19 protein-coding genes are annotated in these 23,059 nt (G+C 67.0%); 16 read left to right on the top strand and 3 right to left on the bottom strand.

Translation table 11 applies throughout. From position 1 onward, the window contains the following. The first annotated feature begins 32 nt into the window (after window positions 1-32). The 8 genes from AX767_RS17645 to AX767_RS17610 all read left to right on the top strand — a co-directional run bounded on the left by AX767_RS17645 (window position 33) and on the right by AX767_RS17610 (window position 8,425). A complete protein-coding gene (locus tag AX767_RS17645; protein WP_068632511.1) occupies window positions 33-443 on the top strand; it encodes a fasciclin domain-containing protein in 411 nt (136 codons plus the stop codon). Window positions 444-526: 83 nt separating this feature from the next. Next, window positions 527-1,354, top strand: coding sequence for a bacteriorhodopsin-like (locus tag AX767_RS17640; protein WP_210392510.1), 828 nt, complete (start codon window positions 527-529; stop codon window positions 1,352-1,354). 55 nt (window positions 1,355-1,409) lie between these two features. Next, a complete protein-coding gene (locus AX767_RS17635) occupies window positions 1,410-2,357 on the top strand; it encodes a polyprenyl synthetase family protein (RefSeq protein WP_068632510.1) in 948 nt (315 codons plus the stop codon). Then, a complete protein-coding gene (gene crtI, locus AX767_RS21080; protein ID WP_082755060.1) occupies window positions 2,354-4,786 on the top strand; it encodes a phytoene desaturase family protein in 2,433 nt (810 codons plus the stop codon). The genes AX767_RS17635 and crtI overlap by 4 nt, the downstream gene beginning before the upstream one ends. Continuing rightward, on the top strand, window positions 4,716-5,957 hold the full coding sequence (locus tag AX767_RS17625; protein ID WP_082755059.1) for a lycopene cyclase family protein: 1,242 nt from the start codon (window positions 4,716-4,718) through the stop codon (window positions 5,955-5,957). The genes crtI and AX767_RS17625 overlap by 71 nt, the downstream gene beginning before the upstream one ends. Continuing rightward, window positions 5,954-6,886, top strand: a complete 933-nt coding sequence (locus AX767_RS17620) for a Brp/Blh family beta-carotene 15,15'-dioxygenase (RefSeq protein ID WP_068632508.1) — start codon at window positions 5,954-5,956, stop codon at window positions 6,884-6,886. The genes AX767_RS17625 and AX767_RS17620 overlap by 4 nt, the downstream gene beginning before the upstream one ends. Window positions 6,887-6,893: 7 nt before the next feature. Next, entirely contained in the window at window positions 6,894-7,664 is a 771-nt protein-coding gene (gene ubiG / locus AX767_RS17615; RefSeq protein WP_068632507.1) for a bifunctional 2-polyprenyl-6-hydroxyphenol methylase/3-demethylubiquinol 3-O-methyltransferase UbiG, read from the top strand. Further along, window positions 7,661-8,425, top strand: a complete 765-nt coding sequence (locus tag AX767_RS17610) for an SDR family NAD(P)-dependent oxidoreductase (RefSeq protein WP_068632506.1) — start codon at window positions 7,661-7,663, stop codon at window positions 8,423-8,425. The genes ubiG and AX767_RS17610 overlap by 4 nt, the downstream gene beginning before the upstream one ends. Window positions 8,426-8,466: 41 nt before the next feature. Here AX767_RS17610 and AX767_RS17605 read toward each other — a convergent pair whose 3' ends face one another. Then, window positions 8,467-9,030, bottom strand: coding sequence for a cytochrome b (locus AX767_RS17605; RefSeq protein ID WP_082755058.1), 564 nt, complete (start codon window positions 9,028-9,030; stop codon window positions 8,467-8,469). A gap of 83 nt (window positions 9,031-9,113) precedes the next feature. Here AX767_RS17605 and AX767_RS17600 point away from each other — a divergent pair, with 83 nt between their 5' ends. Together AX767_RS17600 and AX767_RS17595 are read left to right on the top strand one after the other, a co-directional pair. Continuing rightward, window positions 9,114-10,616, top strand: a complete 1,503-nt coding sequence (locus AX767_RS17600) for a glycosyltransferase family 2 protein (RefSeq protein ID WP_210392508.1) — start codon at window positions 9,114-9,116, stop codon at window positions 10,614-10,616. Between the two features lie 411 nt (window positions 10,617-11,027). Beyond that, the gene (locus AX767_RS17595; RefSeq protein WP_237288489.1) at window positions 11,028-11,837 is read left to right on the top strand and encodes a fasciclin domain-containing protein; all 810 of its coding nucleotides are present in this window, start codon (window positions 11,028-11,030) and stop codon (window positions 11,835-11,837) included. Between the two features lie 37 nt (window positions 11,838-11,874). Here AX767_RS17595 and AX767_RS17590 read toward each other — a convergent pair whose 3' ends face one another. Continuing rightward, window positions 11,875-12,684, bottom strand: a complete 810-nt coding sequence (locus AX767_RS17590) for a DODA-type extradiol aromatic ring-opening family dioxygenase (RefSeq protein ID WP_068632505.1) — start codon at window positions 12,682-12,684, stop codon at window positions 11,875-11,877. Between the two features lie 131 nt (window positions 12,685-12,815). On the opposite strand from AX767_RS17590, the gene AX767_RS17585 reads away from it, so the two are divergent. The 4 genes from AX767_RS17585 (at window position 12,816) to AX767_RS17570 (ending at window position 18,437) form a co-directional block, all read left to right on the top strand. Continuing rightward, a complete protein-coding gene (locus tag AX767_RS17585) occupies window positions 12,816-14,660 on the top strand; it encodes an ABC transporter ATP-binding protein (protein ID WP_210392506.1) in 1,845 nt (614 codons plus the stop codon). A 321-nt stretch (window positions 14,661-14,981) separates the two neighbouring features. Then, a complete protein-coding gene (locus AX767_RS17580; RefSeq protein WP_068632503.1) occupies window positions 14,982-16,358 on the top strand; it encodes a DUF2868 domain-containing protein in 1,377 nt (458 codons plus the stop codon). Beyond that, window positions 16,355-17,809, top strand: coding sequence for a GTPase/DUF3482 domain-containing protein (locus AX767_RS17575; protein ID WP_068632502.1), 1,455 nt, complete (start codon window positions 16,355-16,357; stop codon window positions 17,807-17,809). The genes AX767_RS17580 and AX767_RS17575 overlap by 4 nt, the downstream gene beginning before the upstream one ends. A 10-nt stretch (window positions 17,810-17,819) precedes the next feature. After that, window positions 17,820-18,437 (top strand): CDP-alcohol phosphatidyltransferase family protein, encoded by a 618-nt coding sequence (locus tag AX767_RS17570; protein ID WP_068632501.1) that lies wholly within the window; start codon window positions 17,820-17,822, stop codon window positions 18,435-18,437. Between the two features lie 9 nt (window positions 18,438-18,446). On the opposite strand, the gene AX767_RS17565 is transcribed toward AX767_RS17570, so the two are convergent. Continuing rightward, window positions 18,447-19,886: an amidase gene (locus AX767_RS17565; RefSeq protein ID WP_068632500.1), complete on the bottom strand. Its 1,440-nt coding sequence runs from the start codon at window positions 19,884-19,886 to the stop codon at window positions 18,447-18,449. A 121-nt stretch (window positions 19,887-20,007) separates the two neighbouring features. Between AX767_RS17565 and AX767_RS17560 the strand changes: the two genes are divergently transcribed. Next, window positions 20,008-22,404, top strand: a complete 2,397-nt coding sequence (locus tag AX767_RS17560; RefSeq protein ID WP_068632499.1) for a penicillin acylase family protein — start codon at window positions 20,008-20,010, stop codon at window positions 22,402-22,404. 5 nt (window positions 22,405-22,409) lie between these two features. Next, window positions 22,410-23,054, top strand: coding sequence for a histidine phosphatase family protein (locus AX767_RS17555; protein ID WP_068632498.1), 645 nt, complete (start codon window positions 22,410-22,412; stop codon window positions 23,052-23,054). The last annotated feature ends 5 nt before the right edge of the window (window positions 23,055-23,059 follow it).

The following is a 23,059-nucleotide window of genomic DNA, read 5'->3' as shown; positions in this document are numbered from 1 at the left end:
TGAACGTATTCACTCCCATCAGAAAGCAAACCATGCACGACATCATTGACACCGCCGTTGCGGCCGGAAGTTTCAAGACCCTCGCTGCGGCATTGACCGCCACCAATCTCATCGACACGCTCAAGGGCCCAGGCCCGTTCACCGTTTTTGCGCCGACCGACGAGGCCTTTGCCAAGCTGCCTGCAGGCACGGTGGAAAGCTTGCTCAAGGACATCCCCACGCTGACCGGCATCCTGACTTACCACGTGGTCGCCGGCAAGGTCATGGCCGCAGATGTGATGACGATGGACGGCCAGTCGGCCAAGACGGTCAACGGCGCCGAACTCGCGATCGGCACCCAGGGCGGCGTCAAGCTCAATGGCAAGTCGACCGTGACCCAGACCGACATCGAATGCACCAACGGCGTCATTCACGTGATCGATGCCGTATTGATTCCTCAATAACTCGCGCGGCGGCGGAGTGCCGCGAAGCGCGCTCCGCCGCCCGATGTTCAACGAGCGCCTTGCTCACTTACTCAAGAGACACCATGAACAACGTGATGAATTCGCCGGAAGGGTTCTGGCACAAGAGAAGGTTGGCGGCCATGGGAACCGCGCTGGTCGGGGCCGCCCTGGCAGTGGCCTCGCGCGCTACGCAGGCAGCCACGAGCGAGACGCTGAAGCAAGACGACTTCGTCGGCATTTCGTTCTGGATCATTTCGATGGCACTGATCGCCTCGACGGCATTCTTTTTCCTTGAGCGCGACCGAGTGTCGGCCAAATGGAAGACTTCGCTCACGGTGTCGGGGCTGGTCACGCTGGTGGCTGCGGTGCACTACTTCTACATGCGCGAAGTCTGGGTGACCACCGGTTCGACGCCTACGGTCTTCCGCTACATCGACTGGCTCATCACGGTGCCTTTGTTGATGATCGAGTTTTATCTGATCCTGGCTGCGATCACCAAAGTCCAAAGCGGGATTTTCTGGCGCCTGATCATCGGCACGCTGGTGATGCTGATCGGTGGCTACCTGGGTGAAGCGAGGTATCTCTCCGCCTGGCCGGCATTCATCATCGGCATGGCGGGCTGGGCGTTCATCCTCTACGAGATCTTTTTCGGTCAAGCCGGAAAAATCAGCGCAACCGATGCACCGCCGTCGGTCCGGTCGGCCTTCAATACGATGCGCCTGATCGTGACGTTCGGGTGGGCGATCTATCCGATCGGCTACTACTTCGGCTACCTGACCGGCGCCACTGCTGCCGACAGTGCCAACGCGCTCAACATCATCTACAACGCCGCTGACGTGTTGAACAAGATTGCCTTCGGCTTGATCATCTGGTCGGTTGCGGTCAGCGAATCCGAGAAGACGAAGGCCTGAGGGCCCAACAGGGGGTCGAGGCGAGAGCTTCGACCTCGTGACCAGGATGCCTCCCATGCCGACCTTGGCTGATTTGCGTCCGGTGCCCGTCGGTCGGGTCACGGATGAAGCGCTCGTCGCGCTCGAACGACGGATGCTGACCGTCGTTCGCAGCAACGACGCGTTCGACGCCGACGCGCCCTGCCAGGCGGTCGTCGCAGCCCTGTATCACCTGGCGTCGGGTGGGCGGCGTGTGAGGGCCACGCTGGCTTTGCACGCCGGCAATAGCCTGGGCCTGGGTCGAAAGGACAGCGAGACCTTGGCGGCCACGTGCGAACTGCTGCACAACGCCTCGCTGGTCCACGATGACCTGCAGGACCGCGACACCCACCGCCGGGGACAGGCCAGCGTGTGGCACAGATTCGGCGACGAGGTCGCGATCTGCGCTGGCGACCTGCTGCTTTCTGCGTCCTATCTGGCGCTCTCGCAATTCGACCGGGTGGCCTGCCTGCCGGAACTTTTCGCCCTCGTGCACGCCTGCGTGCGCGACGCCGTCCGCGGCCAATGCGCCGAATTCGGACCGCCCCCGGGCAACGGGGCGACGACCCACGATTTCGAGAAGATCGCATTGACCAAATCCGGGGCCCTGCTCAGTCTTCCGACGGAATTGGCGCTTGTCGCCGCTGGCCAGCATCGCGCACTGGGCCAAGCGCGCCACGCCGCCGAACAATTCGCGCTGGGCTACCAGATCTACGACGACTTGCTGGACGTCGAAGACGACGCCGCACGCCACGCCCTGGAAAGTCGATGGCAGCAGGGCGATGCCCATGCCAATGCCTGCAACATCGTGTTGGTCCTGCAGGCCGACATGACCCGCGCCGACGCCAGGAATGTAGCTGCGCAGATCGGCTTGCAACATCTTCAGCTCGCCGCCTCGGCCAGCGCAGAACTGCCTTTTCATGCCGGGGGTGCCCTCCACACCATCGCCATGCAGTTTCATGAAAAATTGAGAGCCATCGAATGAAAGCCATCGTGGTCGGCGCCGGTTTTGGCGGCATTGCGGCAGCGCTGCGCCTGCGCGCCAAAGGCTACGAGGTCTCGCTCATCGATCGATGCGCCGGTCTCGGTGGGCGGGCGCAGGTCTTCGAACGCAACGGCTTCAGGCACGATGCCGGGCCCACTGTCATCACCGCGCCGTTTCTGTTCGAAGAACTGTTCGGCTTGTTCGGGGAAAAGTTCGAAGACCACGTGCGACTGGTGCCCTTGACGCCCTGGTACAGGTTTCACTTCTCCGACAACACGCAATTCGACTACGGCGGCACGCTCGACCAGACGCTGGCCGAGATTGCCCGCATCGAGCCTGACGATCGCGAGGGCTATCGCAGTCTTCTTGTGCAATCCGAAAAGATATTCAGAGTCGGCTTCACGCAGCTCTCGGCCGTGTCGTTTCATCGCTTCAGCGCGATGGTCAGGCAGATTCCGGCACTGCTGCGGCTGCGCAGCCACGACACCGTCTGGCAACTGGTGTGCCGGCACCTGAAGAACCCCAAGCTTCGACAGGCGTTTTCGATCCAGCCGTTGTTGGTGGGCGGCAACCCGTTCGACACCACCAGCATCTATGGCCTGATTCACTACCTCGAACGTGCCTACGGCGTGCACTTCGCGATGGGCGGTACGGGAGCCATCACGGCTGCGCTTGGCGACCTGATGTCGAGGCATGGCATCGAGGTGAAGCTCGACACGACCGTTCGTCGCATCCATGTCGACGAGGGCGTCGCGACCGGCGTGACATTGGCCGACGGGCAGACGATGGCGGCCGACGTGATCGTGTCCAACGCCGACCCCGCGCACTTGTACAGCGCCATGATCCGGCCCGAGGATCAGGCGGCCCCGACTCGTCTGAAACTTGCCGCTGCCGAGTTTTCGATGGGCCTTTTCGTCCTGTATTTCGGGACGACTCGCCAGTATCCGGACGTGGCACATCACACCATCTGGCTTGGCGAACGGTATCGCGAGCTGCTGGCCGACATTTTTCACGACAAGTTGCTGTCCGAAGACTTCTCGCTCTACCTGCATCGTCCGACGGCCACCGACCCCAGCTTTGCACCCGCGGGTTGCGACAGCTTTTATGTGCTGTGCCCCGTGCCCAACCTGAAGGGGACGGTCGACTGGGGCGTCGAAGGGCCGCGACTGCACCAGCGAATCGTCGCCGCGCTCGAAAAGACGATCCTGCCGGGCCTGGGTGACTGCATCACGAGCGAGTTCACCATGACGCCCGAGAACTTCCGCAGCGACTACCTGAGTGCCTATGGCGCGGGATTCTCGGTTGCGCCCCTGTTTCGCCAATCGGCGTGGTTCCGGTTCCACAACCGGGCGGAGGGCATTCGCAACCTCTATCTCGTCGGCGCCGGAACCCATCCAGGCGCCGGGTTGCCGGGCGTGCTGTGTTCGGCGAAAGTGATGGACTCCCTGGTGCCAGCCGCGGACGTCGCAGCGATCCGGTCATCGAGCCGCAGCCAGACCCCTGCATTGCGCAGCGCGGACCGGGTGCTTGCGCAGAAGGGCAAAAGCTTCCACTGGGCCCGTCACTGGATGGCGGCTTCCCACGCGGCACGGGCGACACGCCTCTACGGTTTCTGCCGTTACGTCGACGACATCGCGGATGAAGACTGTGCTGGTCAGGACCCGCGCACGGCCCTCGCGCTCGTTGCGAAGGACGTCACACGCGGCGCCTCGAACAACCCGATCGTGGCGGACGCGATCGCGTTGATGCGCGAATGCGACATCCCGCCCGCGCTCGTCCTGACCTTCATCGACGGCATCACGTCCGACTTGGATACCGTCCGCTTGCAGGACGAAAGCGCGCTGCTGTGCTACTGCTATCAGGCCGCCGGGACGGTGGGTTCGATGATGTGCAGGGTGCTGGGTTGTGACGACCCGGTCGCGTTGCGACACGCGGTCGATCTGGGCATCGCGATGCAACTCACGAACATTTGCCGCGATGTCGCTGCCGATGCGACAGCCGACCGCCGCTACCTCCCGGCCTCGCTGATCGGAGACATCGCGCCGGCAGAACTGGTCGACCCGGCGTCGCCGATGCGGCCCCGGCTCCAGGCCGCGATCGCGCATCTGCTGGACACAGCCGACCGTTACTACCGAAGCGGCGAGGCGGGCCTGGCCCACCTCCCGCTCGGCGCGCGCTGCAGCATCCTGGTCGCCGGGCGCGTCTATCGCGCCATCGGGACGCGGCTTCGCGAGCGCGACTGCGCCTACTGGCTTGGCCGCACGGTCGTCCCGCAGCGAACGAAGGGCCTGGTGACCTTGGGCGCACTGTCGTCGACCCTTGTCCTTCCGGGCTTCTGGGTGCGCGCACGGCGCCACGATGCAGCGCTGCACGGATCCCTGTCGTCCTTTCTCGGCGTGGAAGAACCACTCGAAAACCCTCGTGGCTGAGACGTTCGACCTGGCGGTGCTCGGCGGTGGGTGTGCCGGCCTCAGCCTTGCCATGGACCTCGCCGCGCATGGCGCGCGTTGTCCGCGCACACTGGTCGTCGAGTCGCGCGCCGAATACACGAACGACCGGACATGGTGCTACTGGACCGATTCCGCGACGGCCCCGCCCTACCCGATCGTGCATCGGTGGCAAACGATGCGGGTCGCCCATGCCGGCCATAGCGTGTCGCTCGACTGCGCCTCGACGCCGTATCAGATGCTGGCAGCGCAGGACTTCTACGCCGCCGCACGGGCGTCGATCGATCGTCGACCGGAGATCACCTTGCAGCGCGGCACGACGGTCGTCGCTGAGCCGTTTCGCAGCAACGGTCTGTGGCTGATCCCCACGAGCCACGGCACCGTCGCGGCCCGTTCGGTCGTGGACACCCGACCGCCGCAAGGGTCGCGCCGCGGCGCCGCCACGCTGTGGCAATCATTCTCTGGCCAGGAGATCGAATGCAGCGCAGCGATCTTCGACCCGTTGTCGATGGACTTGATGAACTTTCTCGCCCCGGACCCACGACACGTGGCCTTTGTGTACGTGTTGCCGGTGACACCGACGCGAGCACTCATCGAGGTCACAGTGTTCGGTGCAGCGCCACTCACCCCCCGGGAGCTGGTCGACCGGCTGGCCGCCGCGGTAGCGGAGCGTGTTGGCGACGCTGCCTTCACAACACTGCGTCGCGAGCACGGCGTTCTGCCAATGGGCCTGAGCGAGAACTTAAAACCGGCGCTCGAGCGCTTCGTCAGGGCGGGTGTGATGGCGGGCGGCGCTCGACCCAGCACGGGCTTTGCCTTTCAGCGCATTCAGCGCTGGGCCCGCGAGTGCGCTCAATCACTGGTGAGCAACGGCCGACCGATCGGGCACAAACCCGACCCCTTGCCGTTGCGTGTGATGGATCGAATCCTTCTCGAAGTGTTGCGCGCCGATCCGAAGCGCGGCGGTGCGCTCTTTTTCTCGCTGTTCAACCGCGCCGAGCCGAGCCGTGTCATTCGATTCCTGAGCGGCGACGCAGGCGTGGTCGACAGCTTGGCCGTGATCGCTGCGATGCCCGTTTCGCCATTCGTTCGCGCGGCCCTCGCACTGACGCTTCGACAAAGCCGCATCAGCGAATCGAAGGGGATCGCATGACCCTCAGGTTCCAGGGTCTCGCCTTCAGTGCATTGGCCTGGCTCTTGCTCGGTGCAAGCCTGTGGCTCCCGGACATCGATGCGCAGACGCAGCTCCTGGTGCTGTCACCGGTCATTTTGTTGCTGGGCGTGCCGCACGGTGCGTTGGATTTGGTCTTTGCGAGGCAACTCGGTGTAGCGCGATCGGCGTTGGGATGGAGCCTGTTCACGATCGTCTATATCGCAGCGGCAGCGGCCGTCGTCGGTCTGTGGTGGTTTGCACCGGGCGTCTTTCTGGCCGCCTTCCTGCTGCTGTCGGGGCTTCATTTTTCAGGAGACCCGTTGGGCGAGACCCCGGCGCCGTTTCGAATGCTGTATGGCGGCGCGCTCATCTTCTGCCCGATCGCGCTGCATGCGGTGGAGGTCACTCGACTGTTCGCGCTGCTCGCCGGTATGCCCGCCGCACAATTGATTGTGTCGGCCGTGCAATGGGCCGCCTGGCCGTGGATTGCTGCCATCGGCCTTGCCGCGATCACCGGTGCGAAGCACGACCTTGCGCGCAGCACCGAACTGGTGTCGGTTGCGGCAGTGCTGACCCTTGCACCACCGCTCATCGGTTTCACGTTTTTTTTCTGCGGCATGCACAGCGCCCGGCATGTGTTGAGAACGCGGGACTATTCGAATGCGGGCACGTTCGCGCACCTGCTGGGCATCGCCGCGTGGCCGATGCTGTTCACGGTGGCCGGCGTTGCCGTCGTTTCGTGGCTGTCTGGAGGGAAGTCGGTCGACGCGCGCTTCGCGCAGCTTTTATTCGTCGGCCTCGCCGCGCTCACCGTGCCGCACATGCTGGTGGTGGAGCGCGTGCGGTTCACGGGTTGGACGCTGGGCCGCAGAACGTCAACGCCCCCTTCGCGCACGGCGCGCGTCGCCATCGGCAAGACTGTTGATTGAGACCGCAATGACCGTGATCGCTTCCGAGATCGAGCGCTTCGACCGTTTGAGCGCGACCTGGTGGAATCGCCGCGGGCCCATGCGCGCGCTCCACGTGGTCAACACACTGCGGCTGCGCTACATCGAGGACCGCATCGAGCGGCACTTCGGACTGGCGCGCGGCGCGCCGCTGAAGGGGCTGCGAATCCTTGACCTCGGCTGCGGTGGCGGGCTGCTCTCGGAGCCTCTTGCCCGGCTCGGGGCCAGCGTCGTGGGCATCGACGCTTCGATGGGCAACATCGCCGCAGCCCGACTGCACGCCGGGCGAGGGAATGTTTCGGTCGAGTACCGGATCGGCGAGCCTGAGGCCGCCTTGCGGAATGAAGAGCGCTTTGACGTGGTGCTGGCGCTCGAGGTGGTCGAGCATGTGAGCGATGTCGACGCCTTCGTCGCGACAGCGGCGCGTTGCGTCGCTCCGGGCGGCATGCTGTTCGCGTCGACCATCAATCGCACATGGAAAAGTTTCCTGCTTGCCATCGTCGGTGCGGAATACGTGCTTCGCGTACTGCCGCGCGGCACGCATCAGTGGCAGCGCTTCGTCCGGCCTGCGGCGCTGGCTGCGCCGGTCCGGCGGGCCGGGATGGTACAGACCGACTTGATCGGCATGCGCTACCTGCCACTTTTGCACCACGCGTCCTGGACGCCGGACACGCAGGTCAACTACCTCTCGGTCTTCATCCGCGAGCTCCCGGATCGGTCGCCACGCACCGGCACCCTCGAAACCAAGGATCACCGATGACTTCATTTCCTCCCACACGGCCTGAATCCCGGGTTGCGATCGTCACCGGAGCGCGCGGCGGTATCGGCCGCGAGGTGGTAGCGCGCTTGCGCGCCAGCGGCCACCGAGTGGCTGCCGTCGGACGCAGTCCGGAGACGCTGGTCTCGGTCGAAGCCGACGCCCACATCGCCGCCGACACGACCACGCCCGAAGGCGCTGCGGCCGCAGTGGCTGCATGCCGGGAGCAAGTGGGCAGTGCGCCATCGCTGTTGGCGCACTGCGTGGGCAGCACGCTGATTGCGCCGCTGCACCGCAGCACGGCCCTGCAGATCCGCGAGGTGCTGCGCATCAATCTCGACAGTGCCTTGTTCATGCTTCAGGCATGGATCGAAGCCCTGCGCGCCGTCGGCGAACCGGGTTCGGCGGTGCTGGTGTCCAGCGTGGTCGCGCGCATCGGCGTGGCCAACCACGAGGCGATTGCCGCGGCCAAGGGCGGCGTCGAAGCCCTCGCGCGCAGCGCCGCAGCCACCTATGCGGCGGCGGGCTTGCGGATCAACGTGGTCGCGCCCGGCATGACCGAGACACCGCTGACCGCCAGCATGCTGCGCGCCGACGTCGTGCGCGAAGGCGCGGGCAGGCAGTACCCACTGGGCGGCGTGCAGACAGCGGCTCAGGTGACCGACACGATCGCCTGGTTGCTGTCGGATGGCGCAACGCGCATCACCGGTCAGGTGATTGCCGTCGATGGAGGTTTCACCACGGTGAGGCCCCTGGTGCGGTGAGCGTGGCCCGGCCCAGCGCGAACCCCTGAGCCCGGAGGCTTTCAGGGCAGCATGCGCTGCAGTTCTTTTTCGCCGTCCAGGAACTGGTGCTTGAGGGCGCCCAGCACATGCAGCGCGAAGATCACGTACAGCACGTAGCCCGCCCAGGTGTGCAGCGCGCCGAACGCGTCGTGCAGCATCTCTTTGGTCGCAGGCTCGATGGCCATGATCCAGCCGATGCGCGGCCACGGCACCAGACCGAAGAGTTGCATCGGGTGCGTGGCGGCGTCTTTCCAGGCCGAGTCGTGCATCCAGCCCGAGAGCGGCAGCAGGATCATCAGGAGGTACAACACACCGTGCGCCGCATGTGCCGCGAAGCGCTCGAGCCGGCCGTAGCTGCCGGGCATGGCGGGCGGCTTGTGCGTGGCGCGCCACAGCAACCGCACGATCACCAGCCCCAGCACCGTGATGCCGATCGACTTGTGCGTGTCGACCACTGGCCGCACCCACTCGTCGGGAAACTGCTCGACGGTGAGGATCAGCACGATATTGAGGATCATGAGCGCCGCAATCACCCAATGAAGCAGGATGGCGGTCTTGGTGTAACGATCGGGAATCATGGGCATGGGGAATTCTCGCGGATGAAACGAGTCCATCGAAACCATCGGGCCGTGGTTTGCGTATCTGTTGTCTCCACCTGGATTATCTTTTGACCGACCTTCCCGAGCGCGCACGCTCCGCTGAACTGTCCGCGGCCTTCGCCGCGTCCTCCCCGCGCCTGTCGCCGCCACCCACGCCGGCCCGCACCGTGCTCATCCACGGCGGCGTGCTGCTGCTGTGGATCGCCCTCTTCGCCATGGCCTTCCAGCATGGCGGCCGCATGTCCGTGACGGGCGGCAACGTCTGGTCGTGGTCGGTCGGCGTGGCCTACGTGCTGTACGACACGGTGCTGCTGCTGTTCGTCGGGTGGAAGACGCTGTCGATCCTGCGGCCGCCGACACCGGCCCTCATGGACGCCGCACCGCGTGCCACGCTCGGCGTGATCGTCGCATCGCACAACGAGGCGGCCGTGCTGCCCGTGACGCTGGCCGCGCTGCTGGGCCAGACCGACCTGCCCGACCGCATCGTGATCGCCGACGACGGCTCGACCGACGGCACGGCCGAACTGCTGACCACGCGCTACGGGCTGGTCGCGCCCGCGCTGGGGCAGCTCAGCGCCGCCAGCACGCTGCACCCGTCGCTGGCCTGGCTGCGTTTGCCGCACGGCGGCAAGGCCGTGGCGCTGAACGCGGCCATCGTGTGCATCGACACCGAGACGGTGCTCACCGTCGACGGCGACACGCTGCTCGAACAGGGCGCCATCGCCGCGGTGCGCCGCGCCTTTTCGGCCGAACCCGAACTGGTGGCCGCCACCGGCGTCATCACGCCGGTCTGCAGCCGAACGCTGGCGGGGCGCTGCTTCCAGTGGTTCCAGACCTATGAATACATCCGCAACTTCCTTTCGCGCTACGCGTGGATGCGCGTCGACGGCCTGCTATTGATCTCCGGTGCCTTCGCCGGCTTCCGGCTCGACGCGGTGCGCGCGGTCGGCGGCTTCGACACCGACTGCCTGGTCGAGGACTACGAGCTCATCCACCGCCTGCACCGCTACGCGCAGGCGCACGGTCTGCCCTGGACCGTGCGCGTGCTCGGCGACGCCCAGGCGCACACCGATGCACCGAGCGGCGTGATGCCCTTTCTGCGCCAACGCCGTCGCTGGTTCGGCGGCTTCCTGCAGACGCAGTACTGGTACCGCGCGATGGTCGGCGACCGGCGTTACGGCTGGCTCGGCACCGCCATGCTGCCGGTCAAGGCCATCGACACACTGCAGCCGTTCTATGGACTGGCCGCCTTCTTCCTGCTGCTGACCTACCTGGTGCGCGGCGACCTGGGCATCCTGGCGCCGGTGGCCGGCGTGATCGGCGCCAAGATCGCGCTCGACCTGCTGTTCCACCTGTGGTCGGTGCATCTCTACCGGCGCTGGATCGGGCAGCAGAGCGACACGAACATGGTGCAGGCCTTCCTGGCTGCGCTGGTGGAGCCCTTCACCTTCCAGATCCTGCGGCACACCGGGGCGGCGATGGGCTGGTGGATGTTCCTCACGGGCAGCAGCACTTGGGGTCGTCAGTCCCGCGTGGGGCTGGTGGACGACGACGGCGTGCGGCGCAGCTGAGCTGACGGAATCGCGGCGCTGCGTCCTGGGTCGCGCAGCAAATTGCAGAACCATGAGAGCACGATTTCAGTAACAAGTCTTCACACGTCATTTAAATACTAACTGGTCACTATTTGTTCAATTGAGTATAAAAACGACGGCGCCGACTTGGCGCACGGGCGGTCCCCCTTCGTCGATCCTTCAATCCTGGAGTTGCTCATGAAAACCGAAATGCCTCGTCGGTCCTTTGTTCTCACCGCTGCCACCCTCGGCGGCGCGCTTGTGCTGCCTGGATGCGGCGGCGGCGGCAATGACAATGGTGTTTTCTTTCCGTCGCCAGCGCCTGCCCCGGCGCCCGCGCCCGCGCCTGCACCTGCACCTGCACCCGAGCCCCCAAAAAATATCGTTCAGCTCGCGGTTGCGACGCCGCAATTGAGCCTTCTTGCCGAGGCGGTGGTCGCCGCCGGCCTGGTCGACACGCTGTCTGCCACCGGGCCCTTGACGGTTTTTGCACCGAACAACGACGCTTTCAGCGCACTCCTGGGCGAACTCGGGGTGAGCAAGGACGTGCTGTTTGCCGACAAGACCCTCCTCACCGCCGTCCTGACCTACCACGTGCTGACTGGCAAGGTGCTCAAGGCCGACATTCCGCTGGGTCGCGCGATCGAGCCGGTGGGTGGTGGGTTCTTCAAGATCGAAGCCCTCGCCGATGCGGTGAAGATCACCGACGGGCGAAACCGTCTGACCACCATCCTCAGCACCGACACCGTGGCGTCGAACGGCGTGGTGCATATCGTGGACCGGGTGCTGCTGCCCGCGAACAAGGACATCGTCCAGACCGCGCAGGCCACGCCCTCGTTAAGCATTCTGGTGGAAGCCGTGGTCGCGGCAGGGCTGGTCGACACACTCAAGGGCAAAGGCCCGTTCACGGTGTTCGCGCCGACCGACGATGCTTTCGCCGCGCTCCTGGTCGAGCTCGGCGTCACGAAAGACGCGCTCCTGGCCGACACCGAACTGCTCTCCACGGTGCTGACTTACCACGTGGTCCCGGGCCGCGTGCTCAAGGCCGAGATTCCGCTCGACACGCCGATCACGACGGTTCAGGGTCAGGCGATCCGCATCAGCGCAAGCCTGCAGATCACCGACGCGAGCAACCGTGCCTCCGGCATCACGGCGACGGACATCTTCAACACCAACGGCGTGGTGCACCTGATCGACAAGGTGCTGCTGCCAGCGGCTTGAGGAAGGGCAAGCGGCCGGCGGCCGCGTGCCGCGGTCGCTACCCGAACCGGAAGCTCGACACCACGAGCCCGCCCATGAACATGTCCTCGTGATAGACGCGTTCGCCGACGTCGTCTTCGGCGGCGCCCACCGCCACCATCAGCGGAATCAGGTGCTCTTCGCGCGGATGCGCGATGCGTGCGGCGGGCGCGGCAGCCCAGTTGACGAGATGCGCCGCGCGCTCGCCGGGCGCACCCTGCACCACCGCGGCGTCGAGCCAGTCGTCGAACGCCTTCGAGACGTCGTGCGCCTGCGGGCCGAAGTTGCGCAGGTTGTGATAACTCAGGCCGCTGCCGACGATGAGCACGCCTTCGTCGCGCAGCGGCGCCAGCGCACGGCCCAGCGCGAGGTGTTCGGCGGGGTCGAGGCCGCGCCGCAACGAGAGCTGCAGCACCGGCACATCGGCTTCGGGATAGATGGCGCGCATCGGCGAAAACGTGCCGTGGTCGAAGCCGCGCTCAGCGTCGATCGCGGCCGGCAGGCCGGCGGCCTCGACGAGCTGCTGCACCCGGCGCGCGATGTCCGGTGAACCCGGCGCGTCGTAGTGCACTTGGTAGGTGTGCGCCGGGAAACCGCCGTAGTCGTAGATCATGGGCGGCTTGGGGTTGCCCATCACGGTGAACACCGTCTCTTCCCAGTGTGCGGACACCATGAGGATGGCGCGGGGCTTGCGGCCGACCTGGCGCGGCATGTCGGCGAGCGCGGCCTCAAGCCGGGCGTAGGCATCACCCATTTCCTTTTTCATCCACGGCCAGGGGCCACCGCCGTGCGAGATGAAGTAGGTGGGCAGGCGTACGTGGGTTGTCATGTGGGACTCCTTGATCGCCTCGAATGTAGACACTTCACTGGCGCTGCGCCGGCCCCGAAGACCGCGCGGAACGATCGGAAGGCCGGATGTCCCAGAATCCGCCTCGCGCCATTCGCTGGAGACACCCCGCCTTGTTCCGTTTTTTCGAGAAGCTTCTCACCCCTTATCCCCCCGCCGAACCCACCCTGCCGCCCGACGGTTTCTTCGCCTTCGTGTGGGCCTGCACGACTGGCGTGCGCGGCAAGATCGCCACGATGGCGCTGCTCACTGCGGCGATGTCGGCCTTTGAGGCACTGCTCTTCGCCATGCTCGGGCGCATCGTCGACTGGCTCGGCGGCCAGGTGCCGGCGCGCCTCTGGGAAGACCGCGGCACCACGCTCCTGTGGCTCGGCCTCGCGCTGGTCGCGAGCATCGGCGTCGTCGCGCTGCAGACGATCGTCAAGCACCAGACGCTCGCCATCAACCTGCCGATGCGCCTGCGCTGGAACTTTCACCGCCTGATGCTCGGCCAGAGCATGGCCTTCTACCAGGACGAGTTCGCCGGCCGCATCACGGCCAAGGTGATGCAGACCGCGCTCGCGGTACGCGACACCGTTTTCGTGCTGGCCGATGTGCTGGTCGCGATGGGCGTCTATGTCGCGACCATGATCGTGCTGGCGGCCGTGCTCGACAAGCAGCTGATGCTGCCCTTCGTTGTCTGGCTGCTGCTCTACGTCGCACAGATCGCGTGGTTCGTGCCGCGCCTGGGCAAGATCGGCAAGGCGCAGGCCGACGCGCGCGCCAACATGACGGGCCGCATCACCGACGCCTACACCAACATCGCGACGGTCAAGCTCTTCTCGCACACGCAGCGCGAGGCGGGTTTCGCGCGCGACGCGATGCGCGATTTCATGCACACGGGCTACGGTCAGATGCGGCTGGTGAGCCTCTTCGAGATCACCAACCACACGCTGAGCATGGGCCTCACCGCCGGCATGGCCGGCATGGCGCTGTGGCTCTGGTCCCAGGGCGCCATCGGCATCGGCATCGGCGCCGTGGCCGCGTCGACCGCGATGGCGCTGCGGTTGCAGGGCATGTCGCACTGGATCATGTGGGAGATGACGAGCCTGTTCGAGAACATCGGCACGGTGCAGGACGGCATGAAGACGTTGTCGCGCCCGCGCACCGTGCTGGATGCGCCCGACGCCACCCCGCTCGCCGTGCCGCGCGGCGAGGTGCGCTTCGAGCACGCCAGCTTCAAATACGGCGATGCGGGGCGCCGGGTGATCGACGACCTGACGCTGACGGTCGCACCCGGTGAAAAGATTGGGCTGGTCGGCCGCTCCGGTGCGGGCAAGTCGACGCTGGTCAACCTGCTGCTGCGCTTCCACGATCTGGATGGCGGTCGCATCCTGATCGATGGCCAGGACATCGCACAGGTCACCCAGGACTCGCTGCGCAAGCACATCGGCATGGTCACGCAGGACACCTCGCTGCTGCACCGCTCGGTGGCCGACAACATCGCCTACGGCCGGCCGGATGCAGGCGAAGCGGCGGTGCGCAATGCGGCCGATCGGGCCGAGGCGCACGACTTTATCCAGACGCTCGGCGACGCCAAGGACCGCCGTGCCTACGACGCGCACGTGGGCGAACGCGGCGTCAAGCTGTCGGGAGGCCAGCGCCAGCGCATCGCGATCGCCCGCGTCGTGCTGAAAGACGCGCCGATCCTGCTGCTCGACGAAGCGACCAGCGCGCTCGACTCCGAAGTCGAGGCGGCCATCCAGCAAAGCCTCTATACGCTGATGGAAGGCAAGACGGTGATCGCGATCGCGCACCGGCTGTCGACCATCGCCGCGATGGACCGGCTCATCGTGCTGGACGAAGGCCGGGTGGTCGAAGACGGCGACCACCAGACCCTGCTGGCCAAGGGCGGGCTCTACGCGCGGCTGTGGGCTCACCAGAGTGGTGGCTTTCTGGGCGACGGGATCGACAGCTGACCCCGGTTCACTTCGGGCGTCCTACAGCGCACGCCGACCGCCGCCGACAGGTCGGGCGCGTCCTCCCGACGAAGCTCTCTATGTCTTAAACAAAGAGGAGTGCTTGCCGTGAATTCCATCATTTACATCGTCGGCCTGGTGGTCGTCGTGGTTGCCGTGCTTTCGTTCTTCGGCCTGCGCTGAAACACCGCACGAGAAAAAAGGGGCCGCTCGCGGCCCCTTTTTTCGTTTCGGTGCGGCGCTAGCGCGGGAGGAGCACGCGGGCATAATTTCCGCGCCCCCGCAGTCCGCGGTGCGGCTTCATGTTTCGAAGGGACTCGGTTGAACGCCGCATTGCGAGAGCTGACTTTTCCGGATGCGGTGGTCACCGAATCGATCCGGTGGGTCGAGCAACAAGGCCCGCTCGACGATGCCGAAGCCATGCGTACCGCGGTCGCACAATCGAACGAACCCGAGCGCTGCGTCGCGCGACGCGCCGCGATGCTCGGCGAACGGCTCGGACTGCAGGCCGAATTGGCGCGCATGCGGCACTGGGCGCCCTGGATGTTGCTGGCCATCGTCGTGCTGATCGTCATCGCGGGTCTGGGCGCTGCGGGCAATGTGATCGGCGGTGGCGAGCGGCGGATCAACGTCATCGTGGCGCTGGTCGGCCTGCTGGGCGTGCATCTCCTCACCCTGCTGGTCTGGCTGCTCGGCCTGGTGGTGTCCCCGGCTTCGTTCGCGACGTCGCTCGGCGGACTCTGGCTTGCGCTGACCGCACGCGTTGCCGGCGGTCGGCGCGGCCAGGCGCCCTTGCTGGTGCGCGCGGCCACGGGGTTACTGACACGCGCACGTCTGCTGCCCTGGACGCTCGGCTTCGTGAGCCACACGATCTGGGCCATCTCCTTCGCCGTGGTGCTGGCCGCCCTGCTCTTCGCGCTGGCCTTCCGCAACTACACGCTGACCTGGGAGACGACGATCCTCGATCCGGCGTTCTTCGTGAACGGCGTGCGACTGCTCGGCGTGGTGCCGTCGTGGCTCGGCTTTCCGGTGCCCGACGCGCAAACCGTGCTGTTGCCCGCCGCGGGCGCCAGCGGCCAGCGAGTCTGGGCGCTGTGGTTGACCGGTTGCGTGCTGGCCTACGGCCTGGTGCCGCGCATGCTGCTGGCCGCGCTCTGCCTGGCGGTGTGGCAGACGCGCAAGCAACGGTTGCGCCCCGATTTTTCCGACCCCTACTACCGCAAGCTCATCACGCGCTTCGATGCATTGCGGCCGCCGACGGTGCTCGACGCCGACCCGGGTCGCGTGCGGCACGCCGCGACGACCGGCCTGGCCGCTGACCGGACGCGCGATGCGTTGTGGGTCGTGGGTTTCGAACTGCCGGACGACATCGCCTGGCCGCCAACCGGCTTGCACGCGACGGTCGCCGAACTGGCGAAGGTCGATGGGAGCGCAGCGCAGCGCACCGGGCTGCTCGATCGCCTGACCGTGGCGCGGCCCGCCCGCGTGCTGCTGGCTTGCCATGGACTCTCGAGCCCCGACCGCGGCACCGAACGCTTCCTGCGTGAAGTGCAGGCGCAGTGCGGCGAATGCCGGCTTTGCCTGCTGGGCGCCGCCCAAACGCCCGCGCGCTGGCGCGACTGGCTGACCGATGCCGGTCTCGGTGCGCTCCAGGTCGATGTGCAACCGGAGGCCTTGTTGAACGGCTGGCAGCCATGAGCGCCGACCTGCCGGTTCGCATCGCCGTGGTCGGCCATACCAATGCGGGCAAGACCTCGTTGCTGCGCACGCTCACGCGCCGCGTCGACTTCGGCGAGGTGTCCGACCGACCCGGCACCACGCGCCATACGGAAGCGGTCGACCTGCAGGTCAATGGCCGTGCCGCCGTGCGCTTCGTCGACACACCCGGGCTCGAAGACGCGGTCACGTTGCGCCAGCACTTCGACGCCTTCGACCCGGCGCTGACCCCGCCCGACCGCATCCGCCAGTTCCTGCAAAGCCCCGAAGCGCACGGCGTGTTCGAGCAGGAGGCCAAGGTGCTGCGCGCCCTGCTCGAAGCAGATGCGGCTTTTCTCGTCATCGACGCGCGCGAACCGGTGCTGCCCAAGTTCCGGGCAGAAATCGAACTGTTGAATTCCTGCGCACGGCCCGTGTTGCCGGTGCTCAATTTCGTGCGCGACGGCGCGAGCCGCGAACCGGCCTGGCGCGAATTGTTATCGGCCTATGGCCTGCACGTGGTGGTGCGCTTCGACGCCGCCGCACCTTTCGTCGGCGCCGAGCGCGAGCTCTATCGCGACCTGGCCACCCTGCTGCGCGACCGGCGCGAACACTTCAGCCGGGTGATGGACTTTCTCGAAGGAGAAGTCGATCGGCGACGTCAGGCAGCGGCGACGCGCATCGCCGATCTGCTGGTCGACGCAGCGGCGCTCCGCCGGCCCGCGTCGGCGGAACAATTCGCGGACGCCGCACGACGCCAGACTCTGACGGCCGCACTTCAAAAGGCAGTGTTCGACAAAGCACAGCGATGCACCGACGACCTGCTCGCGCTCTACGGTTTTCGCGAGGGCGATGCCGACGAGGCGCCGCTGCGCGCCATCGAAGGCCGGTGGACGATGGATTTCTTCCAGCCCGAGGCGATGAAAGAGGCCGGCGTGCTGCTCGGCAAGGGTGTCGCGGTCGGTGCGGCGGTGGGCGTCGTCGCCGACCTCGCACTGGCCGGCTTGTCGCTCGGTGCCGGTGCGGCACTCGGTGGCGCGATCGGCGGTGCCGTGTCCCAGGGCTGGGGCCCGTTCGGCCGCAAGCTGGTCAACAAGCTGCGCGACGTGCAGGAGCTCACGGTGGAAGACGGCGTGCTGTTCGTTCTGGTGGCCTGGCAGGTTCGGCTGGTGCAGGCGCTGGCCCAACGCGGGCATGCCGCCACCGGACGCATCGCGACGGTGACGGACGAGGGCGCGCCCCCCTCGGGCGACACGTCGACGCGCGCCATCGCGCGTGCCATTCGCGGCGCGCAGGCCGCGCGAAGCCATCCCGATTGGGAGACGGGCACGCGCTTGCGCTGGCATGCGCCGGCCGGGCGCGAGGCCTTCGTCGCGAATCTCGCACCGCCGCTGCAAGAAGCGATCTCGCTGCATCAGACACCGACTACACCACCCGCAGGCGCTTTGCGCTAAGGTCAAACGCATGGTCAAGAAGCACTTTTCGATGATTCGCGAGTTCCACCTTGCCGATGCGTTCACGCTCGGCAACGCAGCCTGCGGCGTGGGTGGCGTGTTCCTCGCCATGGCGTACATGGCGAGCGCCGACTTGCACCTCTTCTACTGGGCCGCCGCGCTGGCGCCGGCCGCGTTCATCTTCGACGTGTTCGACGGCCGCATCGCACGCTGGCGGCAAACGCATTCGGCGCTCGGCCGAGAACTCGATTCGCTGGCCGATGTGATCTCCTTCGGCGTGGCGCCCGCTTCGCTGGCTTTCGCGGCCGGCGCCAGCGGGGGGTGGGACGCCCTGCTGCTCATCTATTTCGTGTGCTGCGGCGTGAGCCGGCTGGCGCGCTACAACGTCACGGCCGAGTCGCTCTCAGAGGGGGCCGACAAGGTCAAGTATTTCGAAGGCACCCCCATCCCGACGAGCGTCGTGCTTGTGGGCCTGCTCGCGCTGGCCGCCTGGCAGGGCCACATTGGCGACACGCTCTGGGGCGGTGTCTGGACCATCGGGCCCTGGTTGCTGCACCCGTTCTCGCTCTTGTTCGCGCTCTCGGGCACGCTGATGATCAGCAAGACCCTGCACATCCCAAAGCTCTGAGCAACGGGCTCAGACGTTTGCCGGCTTCCGGCTCAACAGGTCGCTCGCGAGCCGTTCGTAGCGATGCGCGATGCGCAGCAACGCCAGATCGGCCTGGGGCCTTCCGATCAGCTGCAGGCCCATCGGCAGGCCGTTGGCGCCGAAGCCGGCCGGTACGCTGATCGCAGGCAGCCCGGCCAGGGTCGCGTAGATCACGACCTCCATCCAGCGGTGGTACGTGTCCATGGCGCGGCCGGCCACCTCGCGCGGCCAATGCTGTTCGACCGGAAACGGCCAGACCTGTGCGACCGGCAGCGCCAGCACGTCATAGCGCTCCAGCAAGCGCCGCATGTGCTGGTAGAGCGCCGTGCGTTCGGCACACGCAGCGAACACGCGCGCGGCGAGCAGGCCCTCGCCTTGCGCAATTTCCCACAACGCCTCAGGCTTGATCTGGCTGCGCTGGGCGTCGCCCGTGGAAAACGCCGACAGCTTGCCTGCGACCATCCAGGCGCGCAGCGTGATCCAGGTGTTCCAGGCGCGCACCGGGTCGTAGCCGAACGCGATGGATTCGACGTCGCAGCCATCACCCGCAAAGCGTCCGAGCGCCGATTCGCACACCGACAGGATGCCCGGCTCGATCGCCAGATAGCCCTCGAGATCGCCCAGCCAGCCGATGCGCAGCGCACCGGTGTTGCGCGCCAAGTCCATGGTCTCCCCCGGCCACCGGCCTGCGACCGACAGCGGCGCACGCGAATCGCGCCCGGCCTGCACGGCGAGCAGTTGCGCCAGGTCGTCGACGTTGCGCGCCATCGGTCCTTCGGTGCCGAGTTGGCTCACGAACTGTTCGTCGAGCGGGCCGTGCGGCACCAGCCCCTGGCTGGGCCGCAGACCGAACACATGGTTGAAGCCCGCCGGATTGCGCAGCGATCCCATCATGTCGCTGCCGTCCGCCACCGGCAGCATGCGCAGTGCCAGCGCCACGGCCGCGCCGCCGCTCGAGCCGCCGGCGCTCAACGCCGGATCCCAGGCGTTGCGCGTGGCTCCGAACACGGGGTTGTAGGTATGGGAGCCGAGACCGAATTCGGGCGTGTTCGTCTTGCCGATCACGATGCCGCCCGCCGCCTTCATGCGCTCGACCAGGATGCTGTCGGCCTGCGGCACGTTGCGCGCGAGCAGCGGCGAGCCGAAGGTTGTCAGGATGCCGGCCGTGGGGCTCAAGTCCTTGATCGCCATCGGAAAGCCGTGCATCCAGCCCAGGCTGTGGCCGGCGTCGAGCTGACGGTCCCGCTGGTCGGCCTGCGTGAGCAGCTGGTCGGGGTCGACCCGGCTCACGATGGCGTTGTGGGTCGGATTGAGTCGGTCGATCTGCGCCAGGAAGGCACTCATCACCTCGCGGCAGGACAACGCCCTGGCGTGGATGGCTCGGCTGAGCGCGCTGGCAGGCCAGTCGACCGGCGAGGGGTGCAACATCTGTGTCCTTGAAGTGGTCTGAAAAAAAATGCTACCACCGCGACACGCAGAGTCGCCCAGTCGCGCGACACTGCGGAGCAGGCCCGACGTCCCGCCGATGGCCCCAAGCAAAAGAACATCCATGACACCCGAGACAACTTCCACACGCTCCTCCCGCTTTCCGCGGGCCGCAACCTCGCTCGCACTCGGCGCGCTGATCGCGGGTTGCGCGAGCGCACCACCACCGACCGGCCGCGCCGTCACCATCGAGCGCACCACATTCGGCATTCCGCACATCACCGCGCCCGATTGGGAAGGCATCGCCTACGGCACGGCCTACGCGCACGCGCAAGACAACGTGTGCCAAACGGCCGAGCATCTCGTCACGCTGCGCGGCGAACGTTCGCAGTTTTTCGGTGCGCAAACGCCCGGCGACTTCGGTCTGGGAAAGCTGCCGAACGCGCAGATCGACCTGTTCATCCGTTATCACATGAACGATGCGGCGCTCGCGCAAGCCGCCACCACCACGTCGCCGCAGGTGCAGCAGGCGCTGCGCGGCTACGTCGCGGGCTACAACCGCTTCCTGCAGGACGCCGGCCCGGGCGGCCTGCCCGAAGCCTGCCGCGGCAAGCCTTGGGTGCGCCCGATGACGCTGGCCGACCTGTCGCGCGCCACCGAGCAATCGATGATCCAGGGCGGTCTCGGCGCGCTGGCCGGTGCGGTGCTCGCCGCCACGCCACCCGTCACCAAGACCACCGCGGCACCGGTCGACCTGCAGCAAGCCGCCGCCGAGATCGCGCGCTACAGCTTCAATGCCAACCCCGAAGGCGGCGAGTTCGGCTCCAACGGCTGGGCCTTCGGCCGCAATGCGACGCCCGACGGCAGGGGCGTGCTGCTCGGCAACCCGCACTTTCCGTGGACCGGCACCAACCGCTTCTGGCAACTGCACCAGACGATTCCCGGCCAACTCGACGTGATGGGCGCCACCGGCGGCCTGAGTCCGGTGGTGTCGATCGGCTTCAACAAGGACGTGGCGTGGACGCACACCGTGTCGACCGGCAAGCGCTTCACGCTGTACGAACTGAAGATCGACCCGAACGATCCGACCGTGTACTGGGTCGACGGCCAGCCCAAGCGCATGGCGGTCCGCACCATCACCCTGCCGGCCGTCGCGGGCAGCGCCACACCGCCACAGCACACCTTCTATGCGACCGACTGGGGCCCTGTCGTCTCGCTGCCGCGCGCCGGCCTCGGCTGGACTGCGCAGCGCGCCTATGCCCTGCGCGACGCGAACACGATGAACGTGCGAAGCGCCGACAGCTGGATGCGCATGGGCCAGGCCCGCAACGTCGCCGAATTGCGCGCCGCGATGGGCAACCAGGGCATGCCGTGGATCAACACCCTCGCGGCCGACCGCGACGGCAACGCGATGTACGCCGACCTGTCGGCCGTGCCCGACGTGTCCGCCGCCATGCTGCAAAGCTGCACCCCGACGCCGCAAGCCGCCGCGCTGCTCAATGCCGCGGGCCTGCCGGTGCTCGACGGCTCGCGCAGCGTGTGCGCCTGGAACCGCGATGCCGCCGCCGCGCAACCGGGCTTGATCCCGGCCGCGCGCATGCCGGTCGTCATCACGCCCGACTACGTGCAGAACAGCAACGACAGCTTCTGGCTCAGCAACCCTGAAACGCAGCCGATGCCGGGCGTGTCGCCGCTGGTCGGCTTCATCGGCACGCCGCAGCGCCTGCGCACGCGCAGCGCCATCCTGGAAATTCGTGGCCGGCTCGCCGGCACCGACGGCCTGCCGGGCAACCGCATGGGCGCAGCCGAGGTGCAGAGCGTGATCTTCCGCGACAAGAACCTGGCCGGCATGCTGGTGATGGACGACCTGCAGGCTGCCTGCGCCGCAAGCGCCACCGCGCTCACGCCCGACCAGCAAGTTGGCTGCCGCATGCTGTCGGCCTGGGACCGCACGAGCAACAGCGCATCGAAGGGCGCGCCGCTGTTCCGCGAGTTCTGGCGCAAGACCAAGGACGTGCCGAAGGTGTGGCGCGTGCCGTTCGATCCGGCGCAGCCCGTGACCACGCCGGCCGGCCTCGACATGGCGACGCCGGCGACGCGCGATGCGGTGTTCAAGGCGCTCGGCGAAGCCGTCGGCACGCTGCGGGTGGCCGGTTTCGCGGCCGACGTCGAACTCGGCGTGCCGCAATCGCGCCTGGTGCGCGGCCAGAAAATACCGCTGCACGGCGGCGACGAATTCGAGGGCGTGCTCAACAAGCTCGAATCGCAGGGCCAGTCGCTCATCGACCCGAAGGGCTACGCCATCAACTACGGCAGCAGTTACATGCAGGTCGTGACTTTCGATGCGCGCGGCCCGGTCGCAGAGGGCTTGCTGACGTACGGCCAGAGCAGCGACCTCGCCTCGCCGCGCGCCTACGATCAGCTGCCGCTGTTCGCGGCCAAGCAGTGGCACCCACTGCCCTTCCACCCCGCCGACGTGCAAGCCCAGCGCGAAGGCAAACCGGTCCAACTGGCCTACTGAACACCATGAGCGCTGCACCCCATTTCACCGTCCAGCACCCGGCCGGCTTCGACGAGCTGGTCCGCCTCGCGTCGGCGGCGCCGCTCTCGCCGGCCTGCGACCACTTCTACTTCCTGCGCCACGGCCAGACTGGCGGCAACGCCCTGCGCATCTTCCAGGGCGTCGACGAGCCTCTGAGCGAACTTGGCTTGCAACAGGCTGCGCGGGCCGCCACGCTGCTGGCCGGCGAGCCGATCCGCACGCTGGTGGCGAGCGACGCGCACCGTGCGCTCACCACCGCCAAGGCCGTGGGCGCCGCGCTCAAGCTGGTGCCGCTGGAGCGCGAGAACCTGCGCGAGCGCCACTTCGGCGATCTGATCGGCACCTCGTCCGCCAACCTAGACTGGGCCTGTGCGCCGGCCAATGGCGAGACGCTGCCCGGCTTCGTGGAACGCAAGCGCGCCGCGCTCGACGCCGCGCTGGCCGAGCCCGGCCCGGTGCTCGTCGTTGCGCATGGCGGCACGCTCTACGTGCTGGCCGCGTTGCTCGGCGTGCCGATCGGCCCCGACGTGCTCGGCAACGCCCAGCCATTGCGTTTCGAGCGCAATGGCCCCACATGGACCGTGCGCGCGCTGGCACAGGATGTGGACGGCGGCGCCGCCATCGCCTGAACACC

Origin of the sequence: Variovorax sp. PAMC 28711 (assembly GCF_001577265.1) — a bacterium.
In the GTDB taxonomy this organism is placed as follows: Bacteria; Pseudomonadota; Gammaproteobacteria; order Burkholderiales; family Burkholderiaceae_C; genus Variovorax.
This window is presented reverse-complemented; position numbering and strand designations above follow the sequence as displayed.